20 protein-coding genes are annotated in these 23,064 nt (G+C 77.0%); 7 read left to right on the top strand and 13 right to left on the bottom strand.

Features of this window, described 5'->3' with window-relative positions; genetic code table 11:
- Position 1: 1 nt before the first annotated feature.
- Positions 2-1,264, bottom strand: coding sequence for a cysteine--1-D-myo-inosityl 2-amino-2-deoxy-alpha-D-glucopyranoside ligase (mshC, locus tag Cpa01nite_RS15225; RefSeq protein ID WP_203669601.1), 1,263 nt, complete (start codon positions 1,262-1,264; stop codon positions 2-4).
- Between the two features lie 129 nt (positions 1,265-1,393).
- On the opposite strand from mshC, the gene Cpa01nite_RS15220 reads away from it, so the two are divergent.
- Positions 1,394-2,389, top strand: coding sequence for a CorA family divalent cation transporter (locus tag Cpa01nite_RS15220; RefSeq protein WP_203669600.1), 996 nt, complete (start codon positions 1,394-1,396; stop codon positions 2,387-2,389).
- 48 nt (positions 2,390-2,437) lie between these two features.
- Here Cpa01nite_RS15220 and Cpa01nite_RS15215 read toward each other — a convergent pair whose 3' ends face one another.
- A complete protein-coding gene (locus Cpa01nite_RS15215) occupies positions 2,438-3,319 on the bottom strand; it encodes an undecaprenyl-diphosphate phosphatase (RefSeq protein ID WP_203669599.1) in 882 nt (293 codons plus the stop codon).
- Between the two features lie 112 nt (positions 3,320-3,431).
- Between Cpa01nite_RS15215 and Cpa01nite_RS15210 the strand changes: the two genes are divergently transcribed.
- Positions 3,432-4,394: an aldo/keto reductase gene (locus Cpa01nite_RS15210; protein ID WP_203669598.1), complete on the top strand. Its 963-nt coding sequence runs from the start codon at positions 3,432-3,434 to the stop codon at positions 4,392-4,394.
- A gap of 18 nt (positions 4,395-4,412) precedes the next feature.
- On the opposite strand, the gene Cpa01nite_RS15205 is transcribed toward Cpa01nite_RS15210, so the two are convergent.
- A complete protein-coding gene (locus Cpa01nite_RS15205) occupies positions 4,413-4,730 on the bottom strand; it encodes a primosomal protein (protein ID WP_203669597.1) in 318 nt (105 codons plus the stop codon).
- Between the two features lie 62 nt (positions 4,731-4,792).
- Here Cpa01nite_RS15205 and Cpa01nite_RS15200 point away from each other — a divergent pair, with 62 nt between their 5' ends.
- On the top strand, positions 4,793-5,038 hold the full coding sequence (locus Cpa01nite_RS15200) for a DUF5703 family protein (RefSeq protein ID WP_147796572.1): 246 nt from the start codon (positions 4,793-4,795) through the stop codon (positions 5,036-5,038).
- 76 nt (positions 5,039-5,114) lie between these two features.
- On the opposite strand, the gene Cpa01nite_RS15195 is transcribed toward Cpa01nite_RS15200, so the two are convergent.
- The 5 genes from Cpa01nite_RS15195 to Cpa01nite_RS15175 all read right to left on the bottom strand — a co-directional run bounded on the left by Cpa01nite_RS15195 (position 5,115) and on the right by Cpa01nite_RS15175 (position 11,643).
- Positions 5,115-6,464: a M20/M25/M40 family metallo-hydrolase gene (locus Cpa01nite_RS15195; RefSeq protein WP_203669596.1), complete on the bottom strand. Its 1,350-nt coding sequence runs from the start codon at positions 6,462-6,464 to the stop codon at positions 5,115-5,117.
- A 142-nt stretch (positions 6,465-6,606) separates the two neighbouring features.
- The gene (locus Cpa01nite_RS15190) at positions 6,607-8,685 is read right to left on the bottom strand and encodes a M3 family metallopeptidase (RefSeq protein WP_203669595.1); all 2,079 of its coding nucleotides are present in this window, start codon (positions 8,683-8,685) and stop codon (positions 6,607-6,609) included.
- A gap of 8 nt (positions 8,686-8,693) precedes the next feature.
- Positions 8,694-9,281, bottom strand: a complete 588-nt coding sequence (locus Cpa01nite_RS15185; protein WP_203669594.1) for a GNAT family N-acetyltransferase — start codon at positions 9,279-9,281, stop codon at positions 8,694-8,696.
- Between the two features lie 60 nt (positions 9,282-9,341).
- Positions 9,342-10,460, bottom strand: coding sequence for an alanine dehydrogenase (gene ald / locus Cpa01nite_RS15180; RefSeq protein WP_203669593.1), 1,119 nt, complete (start codon positions 10,458-10,460; stop codon positions 9,342-9,344).
- A gap of 220 nt (positions 10,461-10,680) precedes the next feature.
- Positions 10,681-11,643, bottom strand: coding sequence for an aminoglycoside phosphotransferase family protein (locus tag Cpa01nite_RS15175; RefSeq protein ID WP_203669592.1), 963 nt, complete (start codon positions 11,641-11,643; stop codon positions 10,681-10,683).
- A 332-nt stretch (positions 11,644-11,975) separates the two neighbouring features.
- Here Cpa01nite_RS15175 and Cpa01nite_RS15170 point away from each other — a divergent pair, with 332 nt between their 5' ends.
- On the top strand, positions 11,976-12,641 hold the full coding sequence (locus tag Cpa01nite_RS15170; RefSeq protein WP_308439392.1) for a fructosamine kinase family protein: 666 nt from the start codon (positions 11,976-11,978) through the stop codon (positions 12,639-12,641).
- A 309-nt stretch (positions 12,642-12,950) separates the two neighbouring features.
- On the opposite strand, the gene Cpa01nite_RS15165 is transcribed toward Cpa01nite_RS15170, so the two are convergent.
- The 3 genes from Cpa01nite_RS15165 to Cpa01nite_RS15155 form a co-directional block, all read right to left on the bottom strand.
- Positions 12,951-13,337, bottom strand: coding sequence for a PASTA domain-containing protein (locus Cpa01nite_RS15165; RefSeq protein WP_203669591.1), 387 nt, complete (start codon positions 13,335-13,337; stop codon positions 12,951-12,953).
- Between the two features lie 415 nt (positions 13,338-13,752).
- Positions 13,753-15,087, bottom strand: a complete 1,335-nt coding sequence (locus Cpa01nite_RS15160; RefSeq protein WP_203669590.1) for a cytochrome P450 — start codon at positions 15,085-15,087, stop codon at positions 13,753-13,755.
- Positions 15,088-15,183: 96 nt separating this feature from the next.
- Positions 15,184-16,158: a cation diffusion facilitator family transporter gene (locus Cpa01nite_RS15155; RefSeq protein ID WP_203669589.1), complete on the bottom strand. Its 975-nt coding sequence runs from the start codon at positions 16,156-16,158 to the stop codon at positions 15,184-15,186.
- A 120-nt stretch (positions 16,159-16,278) separates the two neighbouring features.
- Here Cpa01nite_RS15155 and Cpa01nite_RS15150 point away from each other — a divergent pair, with 120 nt between their 5' ends.
- The 3 genes from Cpa01nite_RS15150 to Cpa01nite_RS15140 all read left to right on the top strand — a co-directional run bounded on the left by Cpa01nite_RS15150 (position 16,279) and on the right by Cpa01nite_RS15140 (position 19,873).
- Positions 16,279-18,039: a metallophosphoesterase family protein gene (locus tag Cpa01nite_RS15150; protein WP_203669588.1), complete on the top strand. Its 1,761-nt coding sequence runs from the start codon at positions 16,279-16,281 to the stop codon at positions 18,037-18,039.
- Positions 18,040-18,245: 206 nt separating this feature from the next.
- Positions 18,246-18,692 carry a winged helix-turn-helix domain-containing protein gene (locus tag Cpa01nite_RS15145; protein ID WP_203669587.1) on the top strand — a complete coding sequence of 149 codons (447 nt, stop codon included), beginning with the start codon at positions 18,246-18,248 and terminating at the stop codon, positions 18,690-18,692.
- A gap of 104 nt (positions 18,693-18,796) precedes the next feature.
- Positions 18,797-19,873: a YihY/virulence factor BrkB family protein gene (locus tag Cpa01nite_RS15140; protein WP_203669586.1), complete on the top strand. Its 1,077-nt coding sequence runs from the start codon at positions 18,797-18,799 to the stop codon at positions 19,871-19,873.
- Positions 19,874-19,939: 66 nt separating this feature from the next.
- Here Cpa01nite_RS15140 and Cpa01nite_RS15135 read toward each other — a convergent pair whose 3' ends face one another.
- Both Cpa01nite_RS15135 and Cpa01nite_RS15130 read right to left on the bottom strand, forming a co-directional pair.
- Positions 19,940-21,574, bottom strand: coding sequence for a peroxidase family protein (locus Cpa01nite_RS15135; protein WP_203669585.1), 1,635 nt, complete (start codon positions 21,572-21,574; stop codon positions 19,940-19,942).
- 252 nt (positions 21,575-21,826) lie between these two features.
- Entirely contained in the window at positions 21,827-22,996 is a 1,170-nt protein-coding gene (locus Cpa01nite_RS15130; protein ID WP_203669584.1) for a M15 family metallopeptidase, read from the bottom strand.
- Positions 22,997-23,064: the final 68 nt, after the last annotated feature.

The following is a 23,064-nucleotide window of genomic DNA, read 5'->3' as shown; positions in this document are numbered from 1 at the left end:
GCTAGAGCCGCACGCCCAGCAGCGCGTTCACGGCGCGGGCGACGACGCCCGGCGCGCCCTCCTCGACCTCGGCGTCCGGCCCGCCGGCCAGCGCGGCGTCGGCCCACGCGTCGACGGCCCGGAGCGCCCGCGGGGCGTCGAGGTCGTCGGCCACGGCGGCACGCACCTCGGCCAGCAGGCCGGCGGAGGCGGGGCCGCCGTTGCCGGACACGGCCGAGCGCCAGCGGTCGAGCCGGGCCTGCGCGGCGTGCAGGACCTCGTCGGTCCACTCCCAGTCGGACGCGTAGTGGTGGTCGAGGATCGCGAGACGCACGGCCATCGCGTCGACGCCCTCGGCGCGCAGGTGCGAGACCAGCACCAGGTTGCCCAGCGACTTGCTCATCTTCTGCCCGTGCAGGCCGACCATGCCGGTGTGCACGTGGGTGCGGGCGCCCTCGCCGGCCTCGAGCAGGCGGGCGTGCGAGGTGCTCATCTCGTGGTGCGGGAACCGCAGGTCGGAGCCGCCACCCTGCACGTCGAACGGCAGGCCGATGCCGTCGCGCGCGATGACGGCGCACTCGATGTGCCAGCCGGGACGGCCGGGGCCGAGGTCGTTGCCGTCCCAGGACGGCTCGCCGGGGCGCGCGGCGCGCCACAGCAGCGGGTCGAGCGGGTCGCGCTTGCCGGGCCGGGCCGGGTCGCCGCCGCGCTCGCCGAACAGGGCGAGCATCTCGGCGCGGCCGAGCCGCGCCACCTGGCCGAACGCCGGGTCGGCGGACAGGTCGGCGTAGACGTCGCCGGCGCCCTGGCCGTGCGCGTCCGCCGTGCCGACGACGTACGCGGAGCCGGCGGCCAGCATCGCCTCGACCGCCTTGACGACGTCGGGCACGGCCTCGACCGCGCCGGTGTACACGTCCGGCGGGACGACGCCGAGCGCGGTCATGTCCTCGAGGTACAGCGCGGTCTGGTCCGCCGCGAGCTCGCGCCAGTCGACGCCGGTGGCCTCGGCGCGCTCGAGCAGCGGGTCGTCGACGTCGGTGACGTTCGACGCGTACCGGACGCGCTTGCCCTCGTCGAGCCAGCCGCGGACCAGCAGGTCGAACGCGACGTAGGTCGCGGCGTGGCCCATGTGGGTCGCGTCGTAGGGCGTGATGCCGCAGACGTAGACCGTCGCGTCCGGGCCAGGCGCGGCGACCACGAGGTCGCCGGTCGAGGTGTCGCGGACGTGGACCGGGCCTCCCTGGCCGGGGAGCTGCGGGATCTGCGGGGCGGGCCAGGTGAGCACGGCGTCGAGCGTACCGGCCGCGCCGGGCCGACCGCCGCGCGGGACCGTCCGGGTGACCGACGCCACGCACCTCGCGCGGTGGCGGCGCGTCGGGTCCGCGCCCCCGCCCGAGCGCGGCACGATGCCCCCGTGGAGAGAGCGTGGGTGCACGGCGGCGACGGCTGGTCCGAGACGGAGCCGGACGGGCTGCTGGCCCTCCTGGCGGCGCCGGAGCCGCCGGTCGCGTGGGTGCACGTCGACGCGCTGGACGCGCTGGCCGACGCCGCCCGCCAGGCCGGCGTCCCCGAGTCCGTGGTGCGGCGCGCGGTCGCCGAGCACGGGCCGGCGGTGCCCGCCGACGTGCGGCGCCCGCAGCTGCGCCGGCTGCCCGGCGGCGGCCGGCTGCTCGTGAGCCCGACGCTCGCCTACGACCCCACCACGCGCGACGTCCGGACCGGCGTGTGGGCGGCGCTGGTCGTCGAGGACGTCGCCGTCACCGCCGAGGAGGGCCCGGCGGGCCTGCTCGACGACGTGCTCGACCTGCTGACCGACGGCGAGGGCGAGCACCTCCCCCAGGACCGCGGCAGCCACGTGTTCGCGGCCGTGCTCATCGCCCTCGTCCGCCGCGCCGGCGACGTCGAGCAGGGCATCGGCGAGGCGGTAGCCGAGGTCGAGCAGGTGGTGTTCAGCCCGAGCTCCGCGGACCCCGCCCAGGTGGTCTACGACCTCAAGCGCGAGGTCGGCGAGGCGCGCAGCGCGCTGGTCCCGCTGCTGTCCGCGTTCCCGGAGCTGGTGGCGGAGCAGGAGGACAGCAACCGCGAGACCCGCACCATGCGCTGGCTGCGCCGGCTCGACACGGTGCTGGGCAAGGTCGACCGGCACCTGGACGCGCACGACGCGCTGCTCGGCGACATGCTCTCGGTGCACCTCTCGCGCGTGTCGGTGCGGCAGAACGAGGACATGCGGAAGATGTCGGCGTGGGCCGCGATCATCGCGGTGCCGACGCTGATCGCCGGCGTGTACGGGATGAACTTCGACCACATGCCCGAGCTGCACTGGCTGCTCGGCTACCCGCTGTCGCTCGTCCTGATGGCGGGTGCGGTCGCCGTGCTGTTCCGGCTGTTCAAGCGATCCGGCTGGCTCTGACCGGGCGCACCGCGGAGCGCCCGGTCCTCGATCCGGCCCGCGGTCGGGTCACGCCCCGGCCAGCGGGTCCAGCACCCCGGTGAGCAGCAGCAGCGACACCACGACCGCCAGCCCGATCCGGTAGACCACGAACGGCCGGTACGAGTACGTCGAGACGATCTTGAGGAAGCCGATGATCACGACGTACCCGACGACGAACGCGATGAGCGTCGCGATCGCCGTGACGCCGACGCCCGGCGTGCCCGCCTCGCCGAACGAGCCGACGCTCTTGCCGAGCTGGTAGAGCCCCGACCCGAGCACGGCCGGGATCGCCAGCAGGAACGAGTACCGCGCGGCGGCCTCGCGGCTGTAGCCCATGAGGCGGCCCGCGGTGATCGTGCCGCCCGAGCGCGACACGCCCGGCACGAGCGCCATCGCCTGCGCGAGCCCGAAGTACACCGCGTGCCGCGGGGTGAGGTCGGTCAGCTCGCGGCGGCTGCTGGACCGGCGGTCCGCCCAGTCGAGGACCAGCGCGAACACCGTCAGCGTGAGCACGATCAGCCACAGGTTCCGGAACGGCGCCTCGATCGCGTCCTGGAACAGCAGGCCGAGCACCACGATCGGCACCGAGCCCAGCGCGATGAACCAGGCCATCTGCGCGTCCCGGTCCGGGGTGCCGCCGGCGGGCGCGCCCATCCGGGACCGCCAGTCGGTGCCGAGGTCGCCGCGCACGGCCCGCCACCAGTGCACGCAGATCCGCGCGATGTCGCGCCGGAAGTACAGCAGCACGGCGGTCTCGGTGCCGATCTGCGTGATGGCCGTGAACGCCGCGCCGGGGTCGCCCGAGCCGATCAGCTCGCCGACGATCCGCAGGTGCGCGCTGGACGACACGGGCAGGAACTCGGTGAGTCCCTGGACCAGGCCGAGGACGATCGCCTCCCAGACGCTCATGCGCCGGTGCCGATCTCGGACGGGGTGCTCGGGTGCGCTGCCACGAGGCGCCACGATAGCCGCTGGTCACGTGCGTGCCCGTGAGCCCCGGCCGCCCGGATACCCTCACGGCATGGAACAGCGCCAGCTCGGACGGACCGGCCTGCGGGTCTCGCACCTCGGACTCGGGACGCTCACCTGGAGCCGGGACACCGACGAGCACGACGCCGCCGAGCAGCTGCGCGACTTCGTGGAGGCCGGCGGGACGCTGGTCGACACGTCCGCGTCCTACGCCGACGGCGGGGCCGAGGAGCTGCTCGGCTCCCTGCTCGGCGGGGTGGTCCCGCGCGACGAGGTGGTGCTGTGCACCAAGGCGGGCGTGCGGCGCACGCCGGACGGCGGCGTCGTCGACGCGTCCCGCGGGGCGCTGCTGGACGGCCTGGACGCGTCGCTGCGCCGGCTCGGCACCGACCACGTCGACCTGTTCCTCGTGCAGACCCCGGACCCGCGCACCCCGCTCGCCGAGACCGTCAGCGCGCTGCGCCGGGCGGTCGACTCCGGCCGCGCCCGGTACGTCGGCCTGTCGAACCACCCCGGCTGGCAGGTCGCCCGCGCGGCGACCCTGCTCGGCGAGGACCCCGGGCTCGCGGCGGTCGAGGCCGAGTACTCGCTGCTGCAGCGCGGGATCGAGCGCGAGGTGCTGCCCGCCGCCGCGGACCTCGGGGTGGGCGTGCTCGCGTGGTCGCCGCTCGGCCGCGGCGTGCTCACCGGCAAGTACCGGCGCACGGTGCCCGCCGACTCGCGCGCCGCGTCGCCGCACCTGGCCGGGTTCGTCGAGCCGTACCTCGGGTCGGTCGCCGCGGCGGTCGTCGAGGCGGTCGTCATCGCCGCGGACGGCCTGGGCCGCGCGCCGCTCGAGGTCGCGCTGGCCTGGCTGCGGGTGCGCGCGCAGGTCGCGTCGGCGGTCGTGGGCGCGCGGACGCCCGCCCAGCTCAGGGCCTCGCTGGCGGCGGAGGACGTCGAGCTGCCGCCGGAGATCCTGCGGGCGCTGGACGAGGTCAGCGCGCCGGCGACGGGCTACCCCGAGCGCCGCTGACCCGCGGCGCCCGCGGGCTCAGGGGTGCAGCGCGTCGTCGTCCTCGTCGTCGTACGACTCCCCCGGCAGGTCGTCGGCGTCGTACTCGTCGTCCTCGTCCTCGTGCTCGTCGTCGTGGTCGTCGTCGTCCTCGTCGTCCTCCGCGAGGTAGAACGGCGTCGCCTCGCCGTACTCCGCGCCGAGGGCGTCGTCGTAGACCTCGAACGCGTCCGCGAGCACGTCGTACGCGTCGTCGACGGCGGGGTCGTCGTCCCCGTGCGGCGTGGACACGGCGGTGTAGTGCGCCTCGAGCGCAGCGATGAGGCGGTCCAGGGCCGCGCGCGGGTCGATAGCCATGCCACGACCGTAGCGCCGCACCAGGCACAATGGCACCACGACCCGATCGGAAGGCGGTGGGCATGGCAGGCACGACGCGCTCGGGACGCCCGGGCGGCCCGGAGCAGGCGCGGCAGTACGAGTACCGCGTCCTCACGATCCCCCGGACGACCAGTCGCGGCGACGCCCGCCGGCTGCTCACGGAGCAGGCGGAGTACGGCCGGTGGGAGCTGGCCCGGACCCTCCTCTACGCGGGCGGCGAGCGGAAGGTGTGGCTGCGGCGCCGGATCATCCGGGTCCGGTCCACGCTCGGCGCGCTGGGCGACTGACGGCAGGGCGGCACCCCGCGGGGGGCCGCCCTCCGTCATCCGCGCGGGCGGCGCGGCGGCCGCGACCGCAGCGCGCTCAGGCCTCGCGCAGCAGCCCGTCCAGCACGCGCACGCCGAACCGCAGCGAGTCGGCCGGCACGCGCTCGTCGACGCCGTGGAACAGCGCGGTGAAGTCGAGGTCGGCGGGCAGCCGCAGCGGGGCGAACCCGTAGCCGTTGATGCCGAGCCGCGCGAGCGACTTGTTGTCGGTGCCGGCCGAGAGCATGTACGGCAGCACGACCGCCTCCGGGTCCTGCGCCCGCAGCACGTCGGTCATCGTGTCGACGAGCGAGCCGGTCGCGGGGACCTCGAGGCCGATGTCCAGGTGCTCGGGCTCGACGCGCACCGTCGGGCCGGCGAGCTCGCGGACCCTGGCCAGGACGGCCTCGTGGTCGCCGGGCAGCGGGCGGACGTCGACGGTCGCGGTCGCGCGGCCGGGGATGACGTTGGTCTTGTAGCCGGCCTGCAGCTGCGTCGGGTTGGCGAGCGTGCGGATCGACGACCCGACGAACCGCCGGGCCGGGCCGAGCGCGCCGATCAGGCGGTCGATGGCCAGCGGGTCGTCGACGTCGAGCGGCAGGCCGGTGAGGTCCGCGACGCCCTCGAGCAGGGCGAGCACCGTCGGGGTGAGCCGGGTGTCCCACTGGTAGGCGCCGATCCGCGCGATCGCGCCGGCGAGCTCCGTCACCGCGTTGTCCGGGTTGACCGCCGAACCGTGGCCGGCGGTGCCGTCAGCGACCAGCCGCAGCCAGGCGATGCCCTTCTCGGCGGTCTGCAGCAGGTAGGCGCGGCGGCCGTGGACGTCGACCGAGAACCCGCCGACCTCGGACACCGCCTCGGTGGCGCCCTCGAACAGGTCGGGCCGGTGGTCGACGAGGTGCCGGGCGCCGTACCGCCCGCCGGCCTCCTCGTCGGCGAACATCGCGACGACGACGTCCCGGGCCGGCTTCCGGCCGTCGCGGACCAGCTGGCGGACGACCGCCAGGATCATCGCGTCCATGCCCTTCATGTCCACGGCGCCGCGGCCCCAGACCATGCCGTCGAACTCCTCGCCGGCGAACGGGTCGACCTTCCAGTCCTTCGCCTCGGCGGGGACGACGTCGGTGTGGCCGTGCAGCACGAGGGCGGGCCGGGTGCGGTCCTCGCCCTCCAGGCGGACGACGACGTTCGCACGGCCCGGCGCCGACTCGATCAGCTCGGGCTCCAGCCCGACCTCGTGGAGCAGCGCCATGACGTGCTCGGCGGCGGACCGCTCGCCGGGGCCGGAGCCGTCGCCGTAGTTCGACGTGTCGAACCGGATGAGCTCCTGGGCGATCCGGACGACCTCGCCCTCGGCCGCCCTGGTGTCGTGCTGGCCGGCGGGCGCGGCGGGGTGCTCGGTGCTCATGCCCCCACGCTACCGGCCGCGGCGGGGCGCCCCGTGCGCGGGGACGGGGCCGCGCCGCCGAGATAGGACCGCCACGCCGAGATAGGACCGGGGATGGCCCTCTCTCGGCGCGGAGGCCCTACCTCGGCGGGAGGCGCCGCACTCAGGCCGAGGTCAGACCGCGGCGCGCGAGCAGCGGGGCGATCTCCGGGTCCCGGCCGCGCAGGTCGCGGAACGCCGCCATCGGGTCGACCGAGCCGCCGCGCGACAGCAGCTTCGCGCGGAACGTGTCGCCGTTCTCCCGGCGCAGCCCGCCGTTCTCCTCGAACCAGGTGACGGTGTCGGCGTCCAGCACCTCGGACCAGATGTACGAGTAGTACCCGGCCGAGTACCCGCCGCCGAACACGTGGTTGAAGTACGTCGTGCGGTACCGCGGCGGCACCGGCGCGAACGCGATGCCGGCCTTCTCGAGCGCGGCCGCCTCGAAGGGCACCACGTTTGCGACGTCGGTCAGCACGTCCTCGGGCGCCAGCCGGTACCAGGCCTGGTCGAGGAGCGCGGCCGCGAGGTACTCGGTCGTGGCGAAGCCCTCGCCGTCCTGCCGCGCCGCGATGAGGGTGTCGACCCACTCCTGCGGCATCGGCTCGCCCGTCACGTGGTGCACGGCGTACGCGCGCAGGACCGACGGCTCCCACGCCCACATCTCGTTGACCTGCGACGGGTACTCGACGAAGTCGCGCGGCACGTCCGTGCCGGACTGCGACGGGTACCGCACCGCGGAGAACAGGCCGTGCAGCGCGTGCCCGAACTCGTGGAACAGCGTGATGACCTCGTCCCAGGTGAGCAGCGTCGGCTGGCCGGCCGGCGGCTTCGGGATGTTGAGGTTGTTCACCACGACGGGCGCCTCGCCGAGCAGCGTCGACTGGTCGACCAGGTTGTTCATCCAGGCGCCGCCGCGCTTGGAGTCGCGGGTCCAGAAGTCGCCGAGGAACAGCCCGAGGCCGGAGCCGTCGGCGTCCGCGACCTCGAACACGCGGACGTCCGGGTGGTAGCCGACCAGGTCGGCGCGCTCGGTGAACGTCAGGCCGTACAGCTCGCCGGCGGCGCGGAACACGCCGTCGCGCAGCACCCGGTCGAGCTCGAGGTACGGGCGCAGGGAGGAGTCGTCGAGCGAGCGGCGCTCCTTGCGGACCTGCTCGGCGTAGTACGCCCAGTCCCACGCCTCGAGGGTCGCGCCGGGCACGTCGCGGCGCAGCGCCTCCTCCAGGTCCGCGGCCTCGGCGCGGGCGTTCGCCACGGCGGCGGGCGCGAGGCGGCCGAGGATGTCGGCGACGGCCTCGGGGGTCTTCGCCGTGGCGTCCTCGGCGATGTACGCGGCGTGGTGCGCGTACCCGAGCAGGCGGGCACGCTCGGCGCGGAGCCGGGCCAGCGCGAGCAGCGTGGCGCGGGTGTCGTTGTCGCCGCCCCGGCCGCCGCGGCTGACGGACGCGGTGTGCAGCCGCTCGCGCAGCGCGCGGTCGGCGAGCTGCGCCAGCGCGGGCTGCTGCGTCGGCAGGATCAGGTCGATCAGCCAGGCGCCCTCGTGGCCGCGGCGGGCGGCGGCCTCGGCGGCGGCGGCGCGCGCGTCCTCCGGCAGGCCGGCGAGCTCCGCCTCGTCGGTCACCAGCACGGCCGAGTCGTTCGTCTCGGCGAGCAGCTGGCGGCCGAACACGGTCTCCAGCCGAGTGATCTCGGCGTTGAGCTCGCGCAGCCGGGCCTGGGCGTCGTCGTCGAGGCGGACGCCTGCGCGGACGAACTGCGTGTGCTGGCGGTGCAGCAGCCAGGCGGTGTCGGGCTCCAGGTCGAGGTCGCCCGCGTCGGCGGCGGCCTCGAGCGCCTCCAGGCGCGCGAACAGCCGGCGGTCCAGGTGGATGGCGTCGCTGTGCGCGGCGAGCAGCGGGGCGACCTCCTCCTCGAGCGCCTCCAGCTCCGGGGTGGAGTCGGACGACGACTGGTTGAAGAACACGATCGCCGCGCGGTGCAGCAGGCGGCCGGAGCGCTCGAGCGCCGCCAGGGTGTTCTCGACGGTCGGGGCGTCCGGCGAGGCGGCGATCGCCTCGACCTCGGCGCGCTGCTCCGCCATGCCGGCGAGCAGCGCCGGGCGGTAGTGCTCCGCGCGGACGGACGCGAAGTCGGGCAGGCCGTAGGGCAGCGAGGACGGCGCGGCGAACGGGTTGTCCGCGCCCAGCGTGGGGGTGGTCATGCGCGCCATCATCCCTCGCGCGCCGCGGCACCCGCGGCCGGCCGCTCGCCGACACGCCGCGGGCGGTCGTCCGTCGCGAGGAGGCTGCCGACCCACTCGTCCCGCCGCACGCCGCGCTGCACGCCGCCCAGCCGCAGCTCGCCCTCGACCCGGAAGCCCGCGCGCTCGGCGACCGCCCGCGAGGGGCCGTTGCCGACGAACGCCCGCCAGAACACCCGGGCCAGCTCCAGCCGGCCGAACGCGGCGTCCAGCACCAGGTCGACGGCGCGCGCCATGACGCCGCGCCCGCGCGCCTCGGGCGCGAGCCAGTAGCCGAGCTCCGCGGAGCCGGCGCCCTCCATGCCGAGGCCGACCATGCCGACGAGCGTCCCGCCGGCGGCGTCGCGCACGGCCCAGTTGAGCTGCGTCCCGTTCGCCCAGCCGTCCGCCACCATGCCGGTGACGTACGACTCGGCGTCGGCGCGGGCGTAGGGGCTGGGGACGGTCGTCCACTCCTGGATCGCCGGGTCCTGGCACAGCGCGGCGATCCGGTCGACGTCCGCCGCGCCCGGCGCGCGCAGCAGGACGACGCCGTCGGTCAGCTCGAAGGTTCGCATCGGGCCACCCTGCCACGCGCCGGTCACCCCGGTCGCGGGAAATCGCACCGTCGCCGCAGGTCAGGCCGCCAGCACCACGCCCGGATCGCGGGCGGGCATGCCGTGCGCCGCGCCGACGCCGGCGTGGAACAGCCCGCCGGCGTGCGTCGCGAGTCCCCGCGCCAGCGCCGGGTCGGCGGCCAGGGCCGCACGCCAGCCCCGGGAGGCGAGGGCGGTGAGGTACGGCAGCGTCGCGTTGGTCAGCGCCTGCGTCGACGTCACCGGCACCGCGCCCGGCATGTTCGCGACGCAGTAGAAGAGCGCGTCGTGCACCCGGAAGGTCGGGTCGTCGTGCGTCGTCGGCCGGCTCGACTCGAAGCACCCGCCCTGGTCCACGGCCACGTCGACGAGGACCGACCCCGGCCGCATCCCGGCCACCATCCGGTCGGTGACCAGCTTCGGCGCCCGCGCCCCCGGCACCAGGACGGCGCCGACGACGAGGTCGGCGTCCACGACCGCCTCCTGCACCGCGTACGCGGACGACGCGAGCGTGCGCACCCGGCCGCCGAAGGCGGTGTCCAGCTCGCGGAGCCGCGGGACCGACAGGTCGAGCACCGTGACCTCCGCGCGCATGCCCAGCGCGACCTCGGCCGCGTGCCGGCCGGCGACACCGCCGCCGAGCACGACCACCCGGCCCGGCGCCACGCCCGGCACACCGCCGAGCAGCCGCCCCGCGCCCCCGGCGCTGCGCATGAGGTGGTAGGCGCCGACCTGCGCCGCGAGCCGGCCCGCGACCTCGCTCATGGGGGCGAGCAGCGGCAGCGACCGGTCGGCCAGCTGCACGGTCTCGTAGGCGATCGCCGTGGTGCCGGCGGCGAGGAGCGCGTCGGTCTGCCGCCGGTCGGCGGCGAGGTGCAGGTAGGTGAACAGCACCAGGTCCTCGCGCAGGTGCCCGTACTCGGACGGCACCGGCTCCTTGACCTTGCAGACCAGGTCCGCCTCGCCCCACACCCGCGCGGCGTCCGGCACGACCGTCGCGCCGGCGGCGGCGTAGGCGTCGTCGCCGATGGCCGAGCCGGCCCCGGCGCCGGCCTGCACGAGCACGTCGTGCCCGGCGGCCGTCAGCTGGTGCACGCCCGCGGGCGTGATGGCGACGCGGTACTCGTGGTTCTTCACCTCGGCGGGGATCCCGACCCTCATCGCAGCCTCCCGGGCGGTCGCGGGCCGGCGCGCCGGTCGGGCGCACGGAGCCCGGCTCCGACGGGCCGTCCGGCGGGGTCGCCGCGGTCGCCGGCCCGTCGGGGCCAGCGTAGGCACGGCGGCGCCGGGCGCGCGGGCGATCCGCCGGACCGGCCGCCGGCTCGGCCGCCGGCCGGCCGCCGAGCGGGACCGCCTCTCGACCGCCGAACAGGCCCGGCATTCAACCACCGAGCAGGTCCGCCACCCGCGCCCAGTCGCGCACCCGGCCGAGCGCGCGGTCGACCTCCCGGGCGGCCCGGGGCCGGCCGGCGCCGTGGTGCCACGCCCACAGCGCCGCCTCGGTCCCGCGCGCGACCGCCCAGCGCGCCGCGCCGGCCGCGTCCAGACCTGCGCGACCGGCGACCAGCTCGAGCCGGTCGCGCAGCGTGCGCACCGGGTCCGGGGTGCGCCAGGGGTCGGCCACCTGCTCGAGCAGCGGCCAGACGTCGTACGCCGGGTCGCCGGTCAGCGCCTTGGGGTCGATGGCGACCCACGCCGCCGGCCCGCCGCGGTCACCGCCGCCGCGCAGCACGTTCCCGGGGTTGCAGTCGCCGTGCAGCGGCACCGCGGGTGCGCTCCCGGGCTCCCCGGCCCCGCGCAGCGTGGCGTCCGCGGCCCGCAGCAGCCCCGGGTCGAGGCGCACCCCGGCACGCCGCGCCCGCTCGGCCCGGTCGGCCGCCACGTCCGCCAGCCCGCGCGCCACGTCCCCGAGCGCCGGCAGCCCCGGCGGCGCGGGCGCGGCGTGCAGAGCGCGCAGCACGTCTGCCGCCTCGGCGAGACGCCGCACCGCGGGGGTCCGGTCCGCGCGCAGCGGGGTGCCGGGCCGCACCCGGTCGAGCAACAGGGCCCAGTCGCCGACGTCGGCGTCCACGAGCCGCACCGCCCCGCGCCCGCCCCACGCGCGCAGCACGGCGACCTCGTCGCGCGCCTCGTCGTGCGGGAACGACACCTTCAGCACCAGGTCGCGGCCGGCGGCGTCGCGCGCGGGCGCGCACCAGGAGGCCGAGCCGGACGGGAACGGGGCGCCGAGCGCGAGCTCCCAGCGCCGGCTCGCCCGGTCGACCAGCGCCGGCAGCCCGTCGAGCCACGCGGCACCCTCCGCCGTGCGCCCCGCCCCGCCGAGCAGGGCGGCCGGGACGGGCACCCGCACCGCGGGGCGGCGAGCCGCGCCGCCGCGGGCACGGCCACCGGGTCCCTCGGGAGCGCCCGCACCCGGAACGCCTGCACCGGCGCCGGGAACACGCGCACCACCGCCCGCGCGGCGCGCCTCCCCCGGCGCCGCGGCGCCGCTCAGGAGGATCGGATCGGCGTCGGGGGCCACGCGCGCCAGGCTAGCCCGCCGACCGCGACACACCCCCGCGACGAGGAGGGCGCCGCATGGAGACCTACCGCAAGCGCCGCGCGGGCGCGCCGCCGGGGTTCTTCGCCTGAGAGGCCGCCGGCCTGCGCTGGCTGCGGGTACGCGGCGGGGCTCCCGTGGTGGAGGTCCGGGGCGTCGGCGCGGACCACCTGGACGTCGAGGCGCTGACCGAGGTCGCGCCCACCCGGCGCGCGGCGCGCGAGCTGGGCCGCGGCCTCGCCGTCACGCACGACGCCGGCGCCCGCCGGTTCGGCTCGCCGCCGGACGGCTGGTCCGGGGACGGGTTCTTCGGTCCGCTCGACCAGCCGCTGCCCATGCCGGCCGGCGACCACGAGCGGTGGGGCGCGTTCCTCGCCGACTGCCGGGTCGAGCCGCTGGCCGCCGCGGCGGAGCGGCGCCGCGCGCTGGGCCCGGACGACCTCGCGCTGCTGCGCCGGCTGGCCGACCGGCTCCGCGCGGGCACCTGGGACGACGACGACCCGCCGGCCCGGCTGCACGGCGACCTCTGGTCGGGCAACGTGCTGTGGACGCCGGCCGGTGCCACGCTGATCGACCCGGCCGCGCACGGGGGCCACCGGGAGTCCGACCTCGCGATGCTCGCGCTGTTCGGCTGCCCGCACCTGGCCGACGTGCTGGACGCGTACCAGGAGGTGCACCCGCTGCGCCGGGGGTGGCAGCACCGCGTCGCGCTGCACCAGGTCTACCCGGTGGGGATGCACGCGGTCCTGTTCGGCGGGGGCTACGCGGCCCAGCTGCGCCGGCTCGTCGCGCCGTACGTCTGAGGGGCGCCGGGTCCCGGAGGCCGCCGGTCGCCCGCGACGTGCCGCACCGTCAGGGGGTGCGGGTCAGCACCTGTACGCCACCGTCCGCCGCGCCCGCTTGTCCTTCTCCCGCGCGACCTGATCCGCCCCGGCCTCGTTGAGGGCCGTCGGTGACGAGCCACCCGTCCCGCGTCCGTCCACCCCTCACGAGGGGCGCGTGCTCCGCGTCCGGGCCGGTCCGTCCGTGGCGGGATGCTGCACCGCCGCGCGGACCGGGAGCTCTGAGTCTCACCCGGTCCAGCGCGGCGGGGCCAGTCTTTATTCCGAGGGTCAGCCGACCGGGTCGGTCGTCATGCGGACCGTGAGGGTGACCTCGGTGCCCTTCTCGACCGAGCCGGAGATCGGGTCCTGGGTGACGACGACCCACTGGGTCGGGTCGTCGATCGCGCGGCCCTGGCCGGACGCGTCGGCGACCTGCACCTCGAGGCCGCGGGCCTCCAGGGTCTCCTGGGCGGTCTGCAGCAGCAGGTTCGTCTGGTCGATGACCTGGACGTCCTCCGCGGCGGCGGCCGTGGTCGTGTCGTCGGAGGCCGAACCCGCCGACGTGCCCTCCGCGCTGGCGCAGGCGGCGAGCAGGGAGACCGTCGCGACGGCGGCGGCGGCCACGCTGAGGGTGCGCGTGGTCCGGCGACCGGCTCGGGCGATGGACATGTTCATCGGGGCCCTCCTGGGCTGTTGCGGTGCGTCACTGGCCGCGGACCCCGGGGTCGCCGGTGCCGCGGAGGGCGCGGCGACGGGCCGGTCTGCTCCCCGCGCGCAGCGGGCGGGCGTCCGGCCGTCGAGGCGGCCGCCCGGGACCAGCCCCGGCGGGCGACACGCCCTCGGAGGCCAGGTTACGCCTGTCGGCCGACAGGTTTCGTCCGGATGTCGTGGTTCTGTGACGTACCTGGCAGCGGCGCCGCCCGGACGGCCCACCCGTTCACCCGCGCGGGAACCGGCCGGTCCGGTGGCGCGGGCGCCGGGCGTCCGGCAGCGCCGACGCCGGGCGTCCGGCAGCGCCGACGCCGGGCGTCGGGGACCCGGCAAACCGACCGGGGCGGACCGCCCCCGTCCCGGCGCCCGACGGGACGACTCAGCCCCGCCCCGGGACGTGGAACCGGGCGCCGTAGTGGTCGAACGTCGCCGGCAGCGGGTCGGTCGCGAGGTACCGGCCGCGTGGGAGCACCAGGTCGGCCTCGGACAGCCGCGCGAGCAGCCGGCCGGCCACCAGCAGCACGACGTTGCGCCCCGGGCAGGACACGGGCCCGCCGCTGAACGGCAGCAGGCCCCAGTCGGCGTCCGCCCGGCCGTCGAGCCACGCCTCCGGCGACCACGCGTCGGCGAAGTCCAGCCGCTCGGCGTCCCGGTGCGCGAACGCGCTGACGATCGCGAAGCTCGTGCCGCCGGGCAGCTCACGACGCCCCCAGGTCGTCGGCGCCGTGCTGTCGCGCAGGACGACCAGCGTGGTCGGCCACAGGCGCACCGACTCGAGGACCGCCCCGCGGGCGTACGGCTGCATCGACGACCCCGAGCGCGCCTCCCCCCGGAGCCGCTCGCGCACCGCCGGGCGCGCCGCCGCCACCGCGAGGGCCCGCAGCACCGCGGCGCCGGCCGCGTCGAACGCGAACAGCCACTGCGGCACCTGGCCGACGGGGTCCACGCCGCGGTCCCGCTGCGCCGCTGCGGCGTGCGCGATCAGGCTGCCGGGCTCGGCCCGCCGCACGTAGGCGTGCAGGCGGTCCGCGAGCTCGGCGCGCAGCCGCGGGCGCCGCGGGTGCAGGTACGCCCAGTTGGCCGCCCGGCGCAGCGTCCACAGGACGTCGGTGACCCGGTGGTCGTCGCGCGCCGACTCCCCGAGCACGACGGTGCGCACGGTGCGCCAGAACGCCGGGGCGAACGTCGGCCAGTCCAGGACGCCGGTGCGGTCGACCTCGGCCAGCAGCGCCGCCGCCTCGCGGTCCACCGCGGCGAGCAGCGCGTCGGCGTCCCGGTGCACCGGCTCGGAGGTGTCCAGCGCCTGCTCGTTCAGCAGCCGGCGCGCGGGCCGGCGGTCCGTCGGCGAGATCAGCACCGAGTCGGGCTCGAAGTGCCCGAGGGCCGCGCGCTTCTCGACCGTCGCCGGGCTGAACGGGTCGGGCGAGCCGGCGAGCAGCGCGCCGACGTCGCCCGCGTCCAGCGGCAGCACGAGCCGGCGCGGCCCGAGCCGCAGCACGACCGGCGCGCCGTCGTGCTCGCGGCGCAGGTCGCGCAGCAGCGCCCCGGCGGCCCGGTCGGTCTGCCGGCGCTCGGCCCACGCCGTCGCGCGGGGCCGGCGCACGATCGCCCCCTGGGCGACGAGCGGGCCGAGCACCCGGGCAGCGACCGCGGCGGACCGGACGCGGTCCAGGTCGACGGGGGTGCGGGGGCTGACGGCGGGGGCGACGGGCATGCGGGTCCTCTCGGGGCGGTGGCGGGGCGGCGGGGCGGGTCGGCCGGCGGGGCGGGTCGGCCGGCGGGGCGGGTCGACCGGCGGGGCGCTGCGCCGTCAGGCGGTGAGCGCGGGCTCCTCGGGCTCGGACAGGGACAGCACCGCGCCGACGATCCCCGGCCGCGCGGCGACCTGGCGCTCCACCGCGGCGAGCACGTGGGACGCCTGGTCCTCCGCGGGGTTGCCGGCCAGGTCGACAGCGGCGATGAGGAACAGCTGCCGCGCGCCCACCACCTCGAGCCGGATCTGGGTCACGCGGGCGACCTCCGGCATCGCGAGCAGCGCGCGGACCGCGGCGCCCTCCAGGGCGGGGTCCGCGGTCTCCCCCACGAGGAACCGGCGGTTCCGGTCGATGAGCAGCACGGCGACCACGGCGAGCAGCACGCCGACCAGGATCGAGCCGATGGCGTCGGGCACCGGCGACCCGGTGACCTGGTGCAGGGCGATGCCCGTGCCCGCGATGACGATGCCGATCAGTGCGGCCGCGTCCTCGAAGAACACGGCGCGCACCGTGGGGTCGGAGGTCGCGAGCACGTGGTCCCACAGGTCCATGTCCCGCCGTGCCGCGGCGGTCCGCGCCTGGCGCCACGCCTGCAGGAACGACGTCCCCTCCAGCAGGAAGGACACGCCGAGGACGACGTAGGCCACGACGTAGGAGCTCGCCGGCTCCGGGTGGACCAGCTCCTGGATCCCGTGCGTGATCGAGACGCCCGCGCCCACGGCGAACAGCCCGATCGCGGCGAACAGCGACCACACGTAGACCTCGCGGCCGTAGCCGAGGGGGTGCGTGCGGTCGGGGGCCCGGGCGGAGCGCCGCTGCGCGACGAGCAGGAACACCTCGTTGCCGGTGTCCGCGCAGGAGTGCGCGGCCTCCGCCAGCATCGACGCCGCGCCGGTGAGCACCGCCGCGACCGTCTTGGCGACGGCGATCAGCGCGTTCGCGGCGAACGCCACCACGACGGTGAGCGTGCTCTCGGCGTGGCCGTCCGCGGCGGCCGGCCGGCCGACCGGGGTCGTGACGGGGCTGGTCATGCTCCCGGAGTAGCACAGCGCCCGGGCGCCCGCACGGCCGGGGCGGCGCCGCACGCGTCGGCCGGGGCTCCGCGCCACCCGGCGCGACGTGCCCCCACCCGCGCCCCTACGCTCGTCGGGATGTCCGCTCCCGACGCCGCCCCCGAGCCCGCCCCCGCCGAGCCCGCCGCGCCGCGCGAGGACCGGCCCCGCCGCCGCGGCCGCTGGCTCCCCCGCGCGGTGCTGGCGCTGATCGCGCTGCTCGCCGCCCTCGTCTTCGGGGTCACCACCGCCACCGCGGAGCTCAGCCTGGGACCGCACGAGGCCCGGTACGACGTGACCACCGACGCGACGGTGACGATCGACCTGGGGCCGTTCGGCACGCTGCAGATCGACTCCCCGCTGCCGGTCGGCCTGGGCGCGCGCGTCACGGTCGAGGAGATCCCGGCGGACGTCGACGCCCTGCACGACGTCGACACCCTCCAGGCGCTGACCGGCGACCTGAACTCGTACCTGCAGTTCTTCACGGGCCCCCAGGCGACGATCGAGGACGCCGCGCGCGCCTTGGCGGCGAACGCGCTGTGGCGGACGCTCGCCGCGCTCGTCGTGCTCGCCGCGCTCTGGTCCGCCGGGCGCTGGCTGCTCGGGCCCGCGCGGCGCCGGGAGCTGGGCGGCCGGCTCGCGCCGCACGCGGCGCAGCTCACCGCGGGCGGCCTGGCCGTCGTCCTGGTCGGCACCCTGGTGACGGCGAGCGAACGCGGCGAGGCGACCGAGCGGACGCCGTCCCAGGCGGCGTCCGCCGTGTTCGACGGCACGCCGCTCGAGGGGGCCCGGATCACCGGCCGGCTCGGCGGCATCGTCGACACCTACGGCGGGCTGGTGGTCACCGCGTTCCGCGAGAACGAGGAGTTCTACGAGCAGGCCGACGACGCGCTGGTCGCGGCGTGGGCCGGCTGGGAGGAGCGACGGGACGCGCGGGCGGACGACGAGGTGGACGACGGCGCGGACGACGACGCGACCGGGGCGACCGCAGGCCCGACCTCGACGCCGAGCCCCACCCCGTCGGAGACGGCGGACGAGGAGGAGCGGCCCGAGCCGGTCACCCTCCTGCTCATCTCCGACCTGCACTGCAACGTCGGCATGGCCCCGCTCATCACGTCGCTGGCCGAGATGTCGGGCGCGCAGGTCGTGCTCGACGCCGGCGACACCACGATGAACGGCACCTCCGTCGAGCAGTACTGCGTGACCACGTTCGCCCGGGCGATCCCCGACGGCGTGGACCTGGTCACGGCGCCCGGCAACCACGACTCCGCCGAGACGACCGCGCAGTACGCGCGCGCGGGCGCGACCGTCCTGGACGGGGGCGTGATCGACGTGCGCGGACTGCGGATCCTCGGCGACCACGACCCGAAGGCCACCCGGCTGATCCAGACGCAGACCCAGGACGAGTCGTACGCCGACGTCGGCGCCCGGTTGTCCGAGGTGGCGTGCGCGGACGACGACGGCGTCGACCTCGTGATGTTCCACAACCCGCGCGCCGCCCCGACGATGCTCGCGGACGGCTGCGTCCCCGCGCTGCTGTCGGGCCACATGCACACCCGCACCGACCCCGAGCAGGTCGGCGAGGGCATCCGGTACATCTCCTCCTCCACCGCGGGCGCGCAGGAGAACGAGCCGCGGATCGGCCCGCTCAAGGGCACCGCCGAGATGACCGTGCTGCGCTGGGACCCCACGACGCGGCGGATCCTCGACTGGCAGCTCGTCGAGATCGGCACCGACGCCGGCGCGACCGTGCACGACCCGGAGCGCTGGCCGGTCGTCGTGCCCGACCCCGACCCGGAGGCGGACGAGGACGCCGCGGCGGCGCCCACGGCGACCCCGTCACCTGCGTCCGGCCCCTGAGACGCCTCCGCCGGGTGCGTGCCGCGCCCGCGTGCCGCGTGCCACACTCGGCGCCATGACCTCCGCGCTCCTCCCGTGCCGCAGCCTGCGGCGCGCCTGCGCGTGTCCGCTCTGTCGGGCCTGACGGCCACCCCAGCGTCAGATCCGCGCGGGACGTCGACGTCCCGCCCCGCCGCCCGCGCGCGGCGGACCCCCGAGGAGCACCCATGAGCGTCCTGAGCCCCGCCCCGCACCCCGTCCTCCCCCGGCACGCCTCCCGCCCGGCGCCGCGCCCCGCGACCGCCCCCGGCGACCTCCCGTCGCAGGCCGACCTGCGGCGGTTCGAGGAGCTGCTGGCGGCCCTGCCGCTGACCCCCGCCGTCGTCGTCGACCTGCCCGGCCGCCGGCTGGTCGTCGACGGCGCGGACGTCGACCTGACCCGCCAGGAGTTCGACCTGGTCGCCTACCTGGCCCGCTCCGCCGGGCGCGTCGTGACCCGCGACGAGCTGTACGCGGGCGCCTGGCGCAGCCAGGACCTGTCCGAGGGCACCCGGACCGTCGACGTGCACGTGCGCCGGGTGCGGGCGAAGTCCGGGCTCGACGGCCTCATCACCACGGTGCGCGGCGTCGGGTACCGGCTGAACGCGCTCGACGGGCTGCGCCTGGACGGCTGACCGGCCGCGCGGCGGCGCGGCCCCGGGCGTTCCTGTGGCGGACCCGGCGCACCCGGGTGACGCTGGCGGACGGAACCACCCCCGCACCGCCCCAGGAGGTCCCCGTGGCCCACGCCGACGACGACCAGACGAGCACCGAGCGCGCCGACGCGCCCGCGCCGGACGACCCGCGCAAGCCGGACTCCCCCGACGACCTCACCAAGCGGTCGTGGACGTACGTGCTGCGGACGACGGTCCGCGAGTTCAACCACGACCAGTGCACGGACCTCGCGGCCGCCCTCACCTACTACGCGGTGCTGGCGATCGCGCCCGGCCTGCTGGCCGTGGTGTCGATCCTCGGCCTGGTCGGCGACGGGCAGCAGCTCGTCGAGGACCTGGTGTCCACCGCGTCGGGGATGATCGGCCAGGCCAGCGCCGACGAGACCCTCCAGCCGATCCTGGAGAACCTCACCAACTCGCCCGGCGCCGGTCTGACGTTCGTCATCTCCCTGGTGGTCGCCCTGTGGTCCGCGTCCGGGTACGTGACCGCGTTCAGCCGCGGGATCAACCGGGTCTACGAGATCGACGAGGGCCGGCCGATCTGGAAGCTGCGCCCGGTGCTGCTGCTGGTGACCCTGGTGCTGGTCCTGTTCGCCGTGGTCGTCGTCGTCGCCGTCGTCCTGTCGGGCGGCATCGCGCAGTCCGTGGGCGACGCGATCGGGCTGGGCCCCGCCGCGGTGACGGCCTGGAACATCGCCAAGTGGCCGGTGGTGCTGCTGCTCGTCATCGTCGCGATCGCGATCCTGTACTACTTCACGCCGAACGTCCGGCAGCCGAAGTTCCGCTGGATGAGCGTGGGCGCCCTGGTCGCCGTCGTGGTCTGGATCCTCGCCTCGCTCGGGTTCGGCTTCTACGTCGCGAACTTCAGCTCGTACGGCAGCACCTACGGCCAGCTCGCCGGCGTGATCATCCTGCTGCTGTGGCTCTGGATCACGAACCTGGCCCTCCTGTTCGGCGCCGAGCTGGACGCCGAGATCGAGCGCGGGCGAGAGCTGCAGGGCGGCATCGAGGCGGAGCGCACGATCCAGCTGCCGCCGCGGGACACCCGCGCGAGCGACAAGAAGCGCGCGAAGGCCGAGGAGGACGTGCGCCGCGGCCGCCAGATCCGCGAGTCGCACCGCCGGACCCGTCCGCCGCGCTGACCGCCGGTCCCCGCGACGAGGCCCTGCCCGGCACGCCGCGCGCGCGCCGGGCAGGGCCTCGTCGCGTCAGGCGGGCATGACGCCCGCGACGTCCAGCAGGTCCGCGAGGCTCGCGACCGTCCGCGCGCCGTTCCCGCCGGGCAGGACCGGCACCGGGCCGGTGCCCCACGCGGGCACGGTCGTGAGGAACGACTCCGGGTCGTGCCGCATCAGGCCGATGACGGTCTCGGCGACCAGGCGGCTGCCGACCGGCCCCAGGGAGTTGCCCGAGGTGAGCACCTCGGCCTCCTTGAGCACGTAGTACCAGAGCGGCGTCCGCCCGGTGAGCTCCGGGCTGGTGAGCGCGCTGCGCACGCCCGCCGGGGCGCCCCGCAGCAGCTCCCCGCGGGTCAAGGGCCGGATCTTCAGCGCGCGGGCCACCGCCTCCCCCGTCGGCACGCCGAGCAGGTAGCCGCGCAGCAGGTTCCGCTTGGCCAGGTGCTCCTGGATGCCGGCCAGGTCGCGCGGCTCGTTGCGCATCACCGACAGGTCGTCCGCGAGCTGGGTGTCGATCGCCCGGGCGAAGTGCCGCGGGTCGGGGTCGGCCTTGTCGACGAACCGGTCCCACTCGATCGCCCAGTTCTCCGGCAGCGACTGCGCGCCCCCGATGAACCCGCCGCGCCCGGTGAACTGGAACAGCTGGTCGAGCGTGGCGCGCGGCGACACGAACCCGGGGTCGCCGAAGTTCCGGTTGTAGTCGTAGGTGTTGCGGATCTGGGAGTGCCCGAACCGGAACGCGGCCACCGAGAACTCGAGCGGCATGACCGGCGGGCGCTTCGCGGGGAACCGCTGCAGGTACAGGCCCTTCAGCTCCTGCAGCACCCAGTCGACCGTGCCGGGCACCGTCACGGTGCGCAGGTAGTCGTGCACGATCAGCCACTGGTGCGTGTGCCGCACGAGCTGCTGGGCCCGGGCCAGCAGCTCGTCGTCCGCGAGGCCGGGCTCCGCCGCGCGGAACGCCGTGACCACCGCGTTGTGGAACCGCAGGTACGCGAGGTGCAGCTGCGCCACGACCAGGTTCTCGTCGTTGCGGGAGTCGCCGATCGCGGCCGGGAACTGGGTGCGGCCGGTCGCGGGGTCGGTCACCGCGGTGCGGCCCGGCAGGTCGCGGGCGTCCGGGTCCGCGGCGGCGGGCACGGGCTGCCCGGGCGCGGGCGACGCCAGCCGGCCCACGCCCAGGAACGGCCCGTCGTAGAACGCCGCCGAGTGCGCCCCGGCGGGCCCGTCCCCGTACAGCGAGTCGAGGTTGAGGTACGGCTGCCGGGCGTTGCCGAGGTTCGTCCGGACGGTCCGCGCGTCGAGGGGGCGCAGCCCCGGGTCCGCGACCGCGGGGCCCTGCAGCCGGGGGTCGGCCGAGTCCTCGAGCGTGAGGTCGTGGTCGATGAACTGGCCCCAGTAGGTGTAGACCGCGGGGATCGTCGACGGCGGCGCCGGGCTGACGGCCGGCTCCGCCATCGCCCCGCCGAGCCGCCGCAGCAGCGCGATCACCTGGGGCGGGTCGGCGGCCGGCAGGTGCGCCGACTCGTCGCCCACCAGGCCGGCGAGCAGGTAGTCGAAGTCCGAGGTGCGGACCCGGCGGTGCAGGACCTCGCCGTGGCCGACGTTCTCGATCACCCGTCCCACGGCGGCGGGCGCGGCGGTGTCGGTCTGGGTGGCGTTCATGGGTGCTTCCCCCTGGGCGTGCTGGGCGGTGGCGCGACGGCGGGCCCGGGCCGCTCCGCGCGGCCGGGCGGGCGGACCGCACCGCCGCCGGGGGGGAGCCGACGGCGCGGGCCGCGAGTCCGGCGCCGGGCCCGGCGACGCCGCCGGGGACCGCGCACGCCGGGTGCACGAGGGGCCATCACACCACCGCCGCCTCGCAGCGCCGGTCTCCCGTAGGCGGCGGTCGGCGCGTGCCCGGTGGTGCTGCCGCCGTCACGGCCCCGGCGGCGCCCCCGGGGCGGACGGGCCGACCGCGGACGGGCCGACGGCGGCCGGCGCGGGCGCGCCCGTGTACTCCCAGTGCCAGGGCTCAGCCGGCCCGGAGCCGCCCGGCCCCGCCCAGGCGGGGTGCTCCCAGCCGTGCCGAGGTCCGTGCTGCACCATCCAGGCGTACAGCGGCGAGTCGTACCGGCCGACGCCCCCGAACCCCGCGAAGTCGACCGCGACGCCCCAGCCGTGGTGCGACAGCCCCGCCGGTGCGGCGAGCCCGCCCTTCGTGCGCTTGAGCGCCGCCTGCTCGGCGTAGCCGCGGTAGGTGCTGCCGACCGGCAGGTCCGTGCCGTGGTCCGCGCGGAAGTCCGCGTTCAGCGCGACCAGCGCGTCGACCGCGTCGCAGCGCAGCCGCGCCCCGGGCGCGAACGGCACCGGGCACAGCAGCGCCGGGTCGATCGTCCCGTCCGGCCGCAGCCCCGCGGGCCGGCCCTCGCCGCCGCCCGTCCGCACCGGGGCGCCGACCACCCGGCCGTCCAGCACCGGCAGGTCCGCCGCCGCCAGGGTCGCCGCGGCCACGGCCTGCTCGACCTGCTGCATCCCCGCCGCGTCGCCCGCCGCGCGGTCCGCGGCGACCGGCACGCTCCGCTCGACCGCCAGCGCGAGCTCGAACACCGCGCCCGCGGCCGCCCGCACCCGCGCGGCCGACGCGACCCGGTCGGGGGCCGTCGCGGCGGGCTCGGCCCACGCCTCGGTCAGGCGCACCACCGCGGCGTCGAGGCCGGGCAGGTCCGCCAGCGGCTGCGGCGACACCCGCAGCGGCTCGACGCCCGAGGCGGCGTCCAGCGCCGCCCGGGCGAGCAGCGCGGACTCCGCCGACACCGCGGCCTCCTCGGCGACCGTCCGGGACGCCCACCGCGCGCCGTCGGCGGCGGCGGTCCGCGCCGGCGAGAAGGCGCGCGACGCGTCACCGGCGCGCGCGGTCTCCGCCGCACCGTCGGGCCCGCCGGACGCCGTGCCGACCGCCGCGGTGCCGGTCAGCGTCGTCCCGAGCGCCACGACCAGCCCGGCCGCCAGCAGGGACCGACCGCCCGCCCGGGCGATCGCCGCGCCGCGACCGAGCCGCGCGCGCCCGGCCGAACGGTGGCGGGGGCGGCGCGGCGCTGACGGCATCGCGGGGGCTCCTGGACGACGGCGGGTCGCTGGTCCGCACGGGCGCGACCGTCGGGAGGGTCCCGACC

Origin of the sequence: Cellulomonas pakistanensis, from assembly GCF_016862755.1 — a bacterium.
In the GTDB taxonomy this organism is placed as follows: domain Bacteria; phylum Actinomycetota; class Actinomycetes; order Actinomycetales; family Cellulomonadaceae; genus Cellulomonas; species Cellulomonas pakistanensis.
The sequence above is the reverse complement of the archived record's forward strand: the minus strand, read 5'-3'. Positions and strand labels throughout refer to the sequence as shown.

What these genes read in the sequence shown, in the direction of transcription:
- Cpa01nite_RS15215 (WP_203669599.1), bottom strand. Translation starts at nt 3,319, where the DNA reads ATGAGCGTCTGGGAGGCGATCGTCCTCGGCCTGGTCCAGGGACTCACC.
- Cpa01nite_RS15155 (WP_203669589.1), bottom strand. Translation starts at nt 16,158, where the DNA reads ATGACCAGCCCCGTCACGACCCCGGTCGGCCGGCCGGCCGCCGCGGAC.
- Cpa01nite_RS15205 (WP_203669597.1), bottom strand. Translation starts at nt 4,730, where the DNA reads ATGGCTATCGACCCGCGCGCGGCCCTGGACCGCCTCATCGCTGCGCTC.
- ald (WP_203669593.1), bottom strand. Translation starts at nt 10,460, where the DNA reads ATGAGGGTCGGGATCCCCGCCGAGGTGAAGAACCACGAGTACCGCGTC.
- Cpa01nite_RS15145 (WP_203669587.1), top strand. Translation starts at nt 18,246, where the DNA reads ATGAGCGTCCTGAGCCCCGCCCCGCACCCCGTCCTCCCCCGGCACGCC.
- Cpa01nite_RS15185 (WP_203669594.1), bottom strand. Translation starts at nt 9,281, where the DNA reads ATGCGAACCTTCGAGCTGACCGACGGCGTCGTCCTGCTGCGCGCGCCG.
- Cpa01nite_RS15135 (WP_203669585.1), bottom strand. Translation starts at nt 21,574, where the DNA reads ATGAACGCCACCCAGACCGACACCGCCGCGCCCGCCGCCGTGGGACGG.
- Cpa01nite_RS15210 (WP_203669598.1), top strand. Translation starts at nt 3,432, where the DNA reads ATGGAACAGCGCCAGCTCGGACGGACCGGCCTGCGGGTCTCGCACCTC.
- Cpa01nite_RS15160 (WP_203669590.1), bottom strand. Translation starts at nt 15,087, where the DNA reads ATGCCCGTCGCCCCCGCCGTCAGCCCCCGCACCCCCGTCGACCTGGAC.
- Cpa01nite_RS15130 (WP_203669584.1), bottom strand. Translation starts at nt 22,996, where the DNA reads ATGCCGTCAGCGCCGCGCCGCCCCCGCCACCGTTCGGCCGGGCGCGCG.
- Cpa01nite_RS15190 (WP_203669595.1), bottom strand. Translation starts at nt 8,685, where the DNA reads ATGACCACCCCCACGCTGGGCGCGGACAACCCGTTCGCCGCGCCGTCC.
- Cpa01nite_RS15200 (WP_147796572.1), top strand. Translation starts at nt 4,793, where the DNA reads ATGGCAGGCACGACGCGCTCGGGACGCCCGGGCGGCCCGGAGCAGGCG.
- Cpa01nite_RS15165 (WP_203669591.1), bottom strand. Translation starts at nt 13,337, where the DNA reads ATGAACATGTCCATCGCCCGAGCCGGTCGCCGGACCACGCGCACCCTC.
- Cpa01nite_RS15195 (WP_203669596.1), bottom strand. Translation starts at nt 6,464, where the DNA reads ATGAGCACCGAGCACCCCGCCGCGCCCGCCGGCCAGCACGACACCAGG.
- Cpa01nite_RS15150 (WP_203669588.1), top strand. Translation starts at nt 16,279, where the DNA reads ATGTCCGCTCCCGACGCCGCCCCCGAGCCCGCCCCCGCCGAGCCCGCC.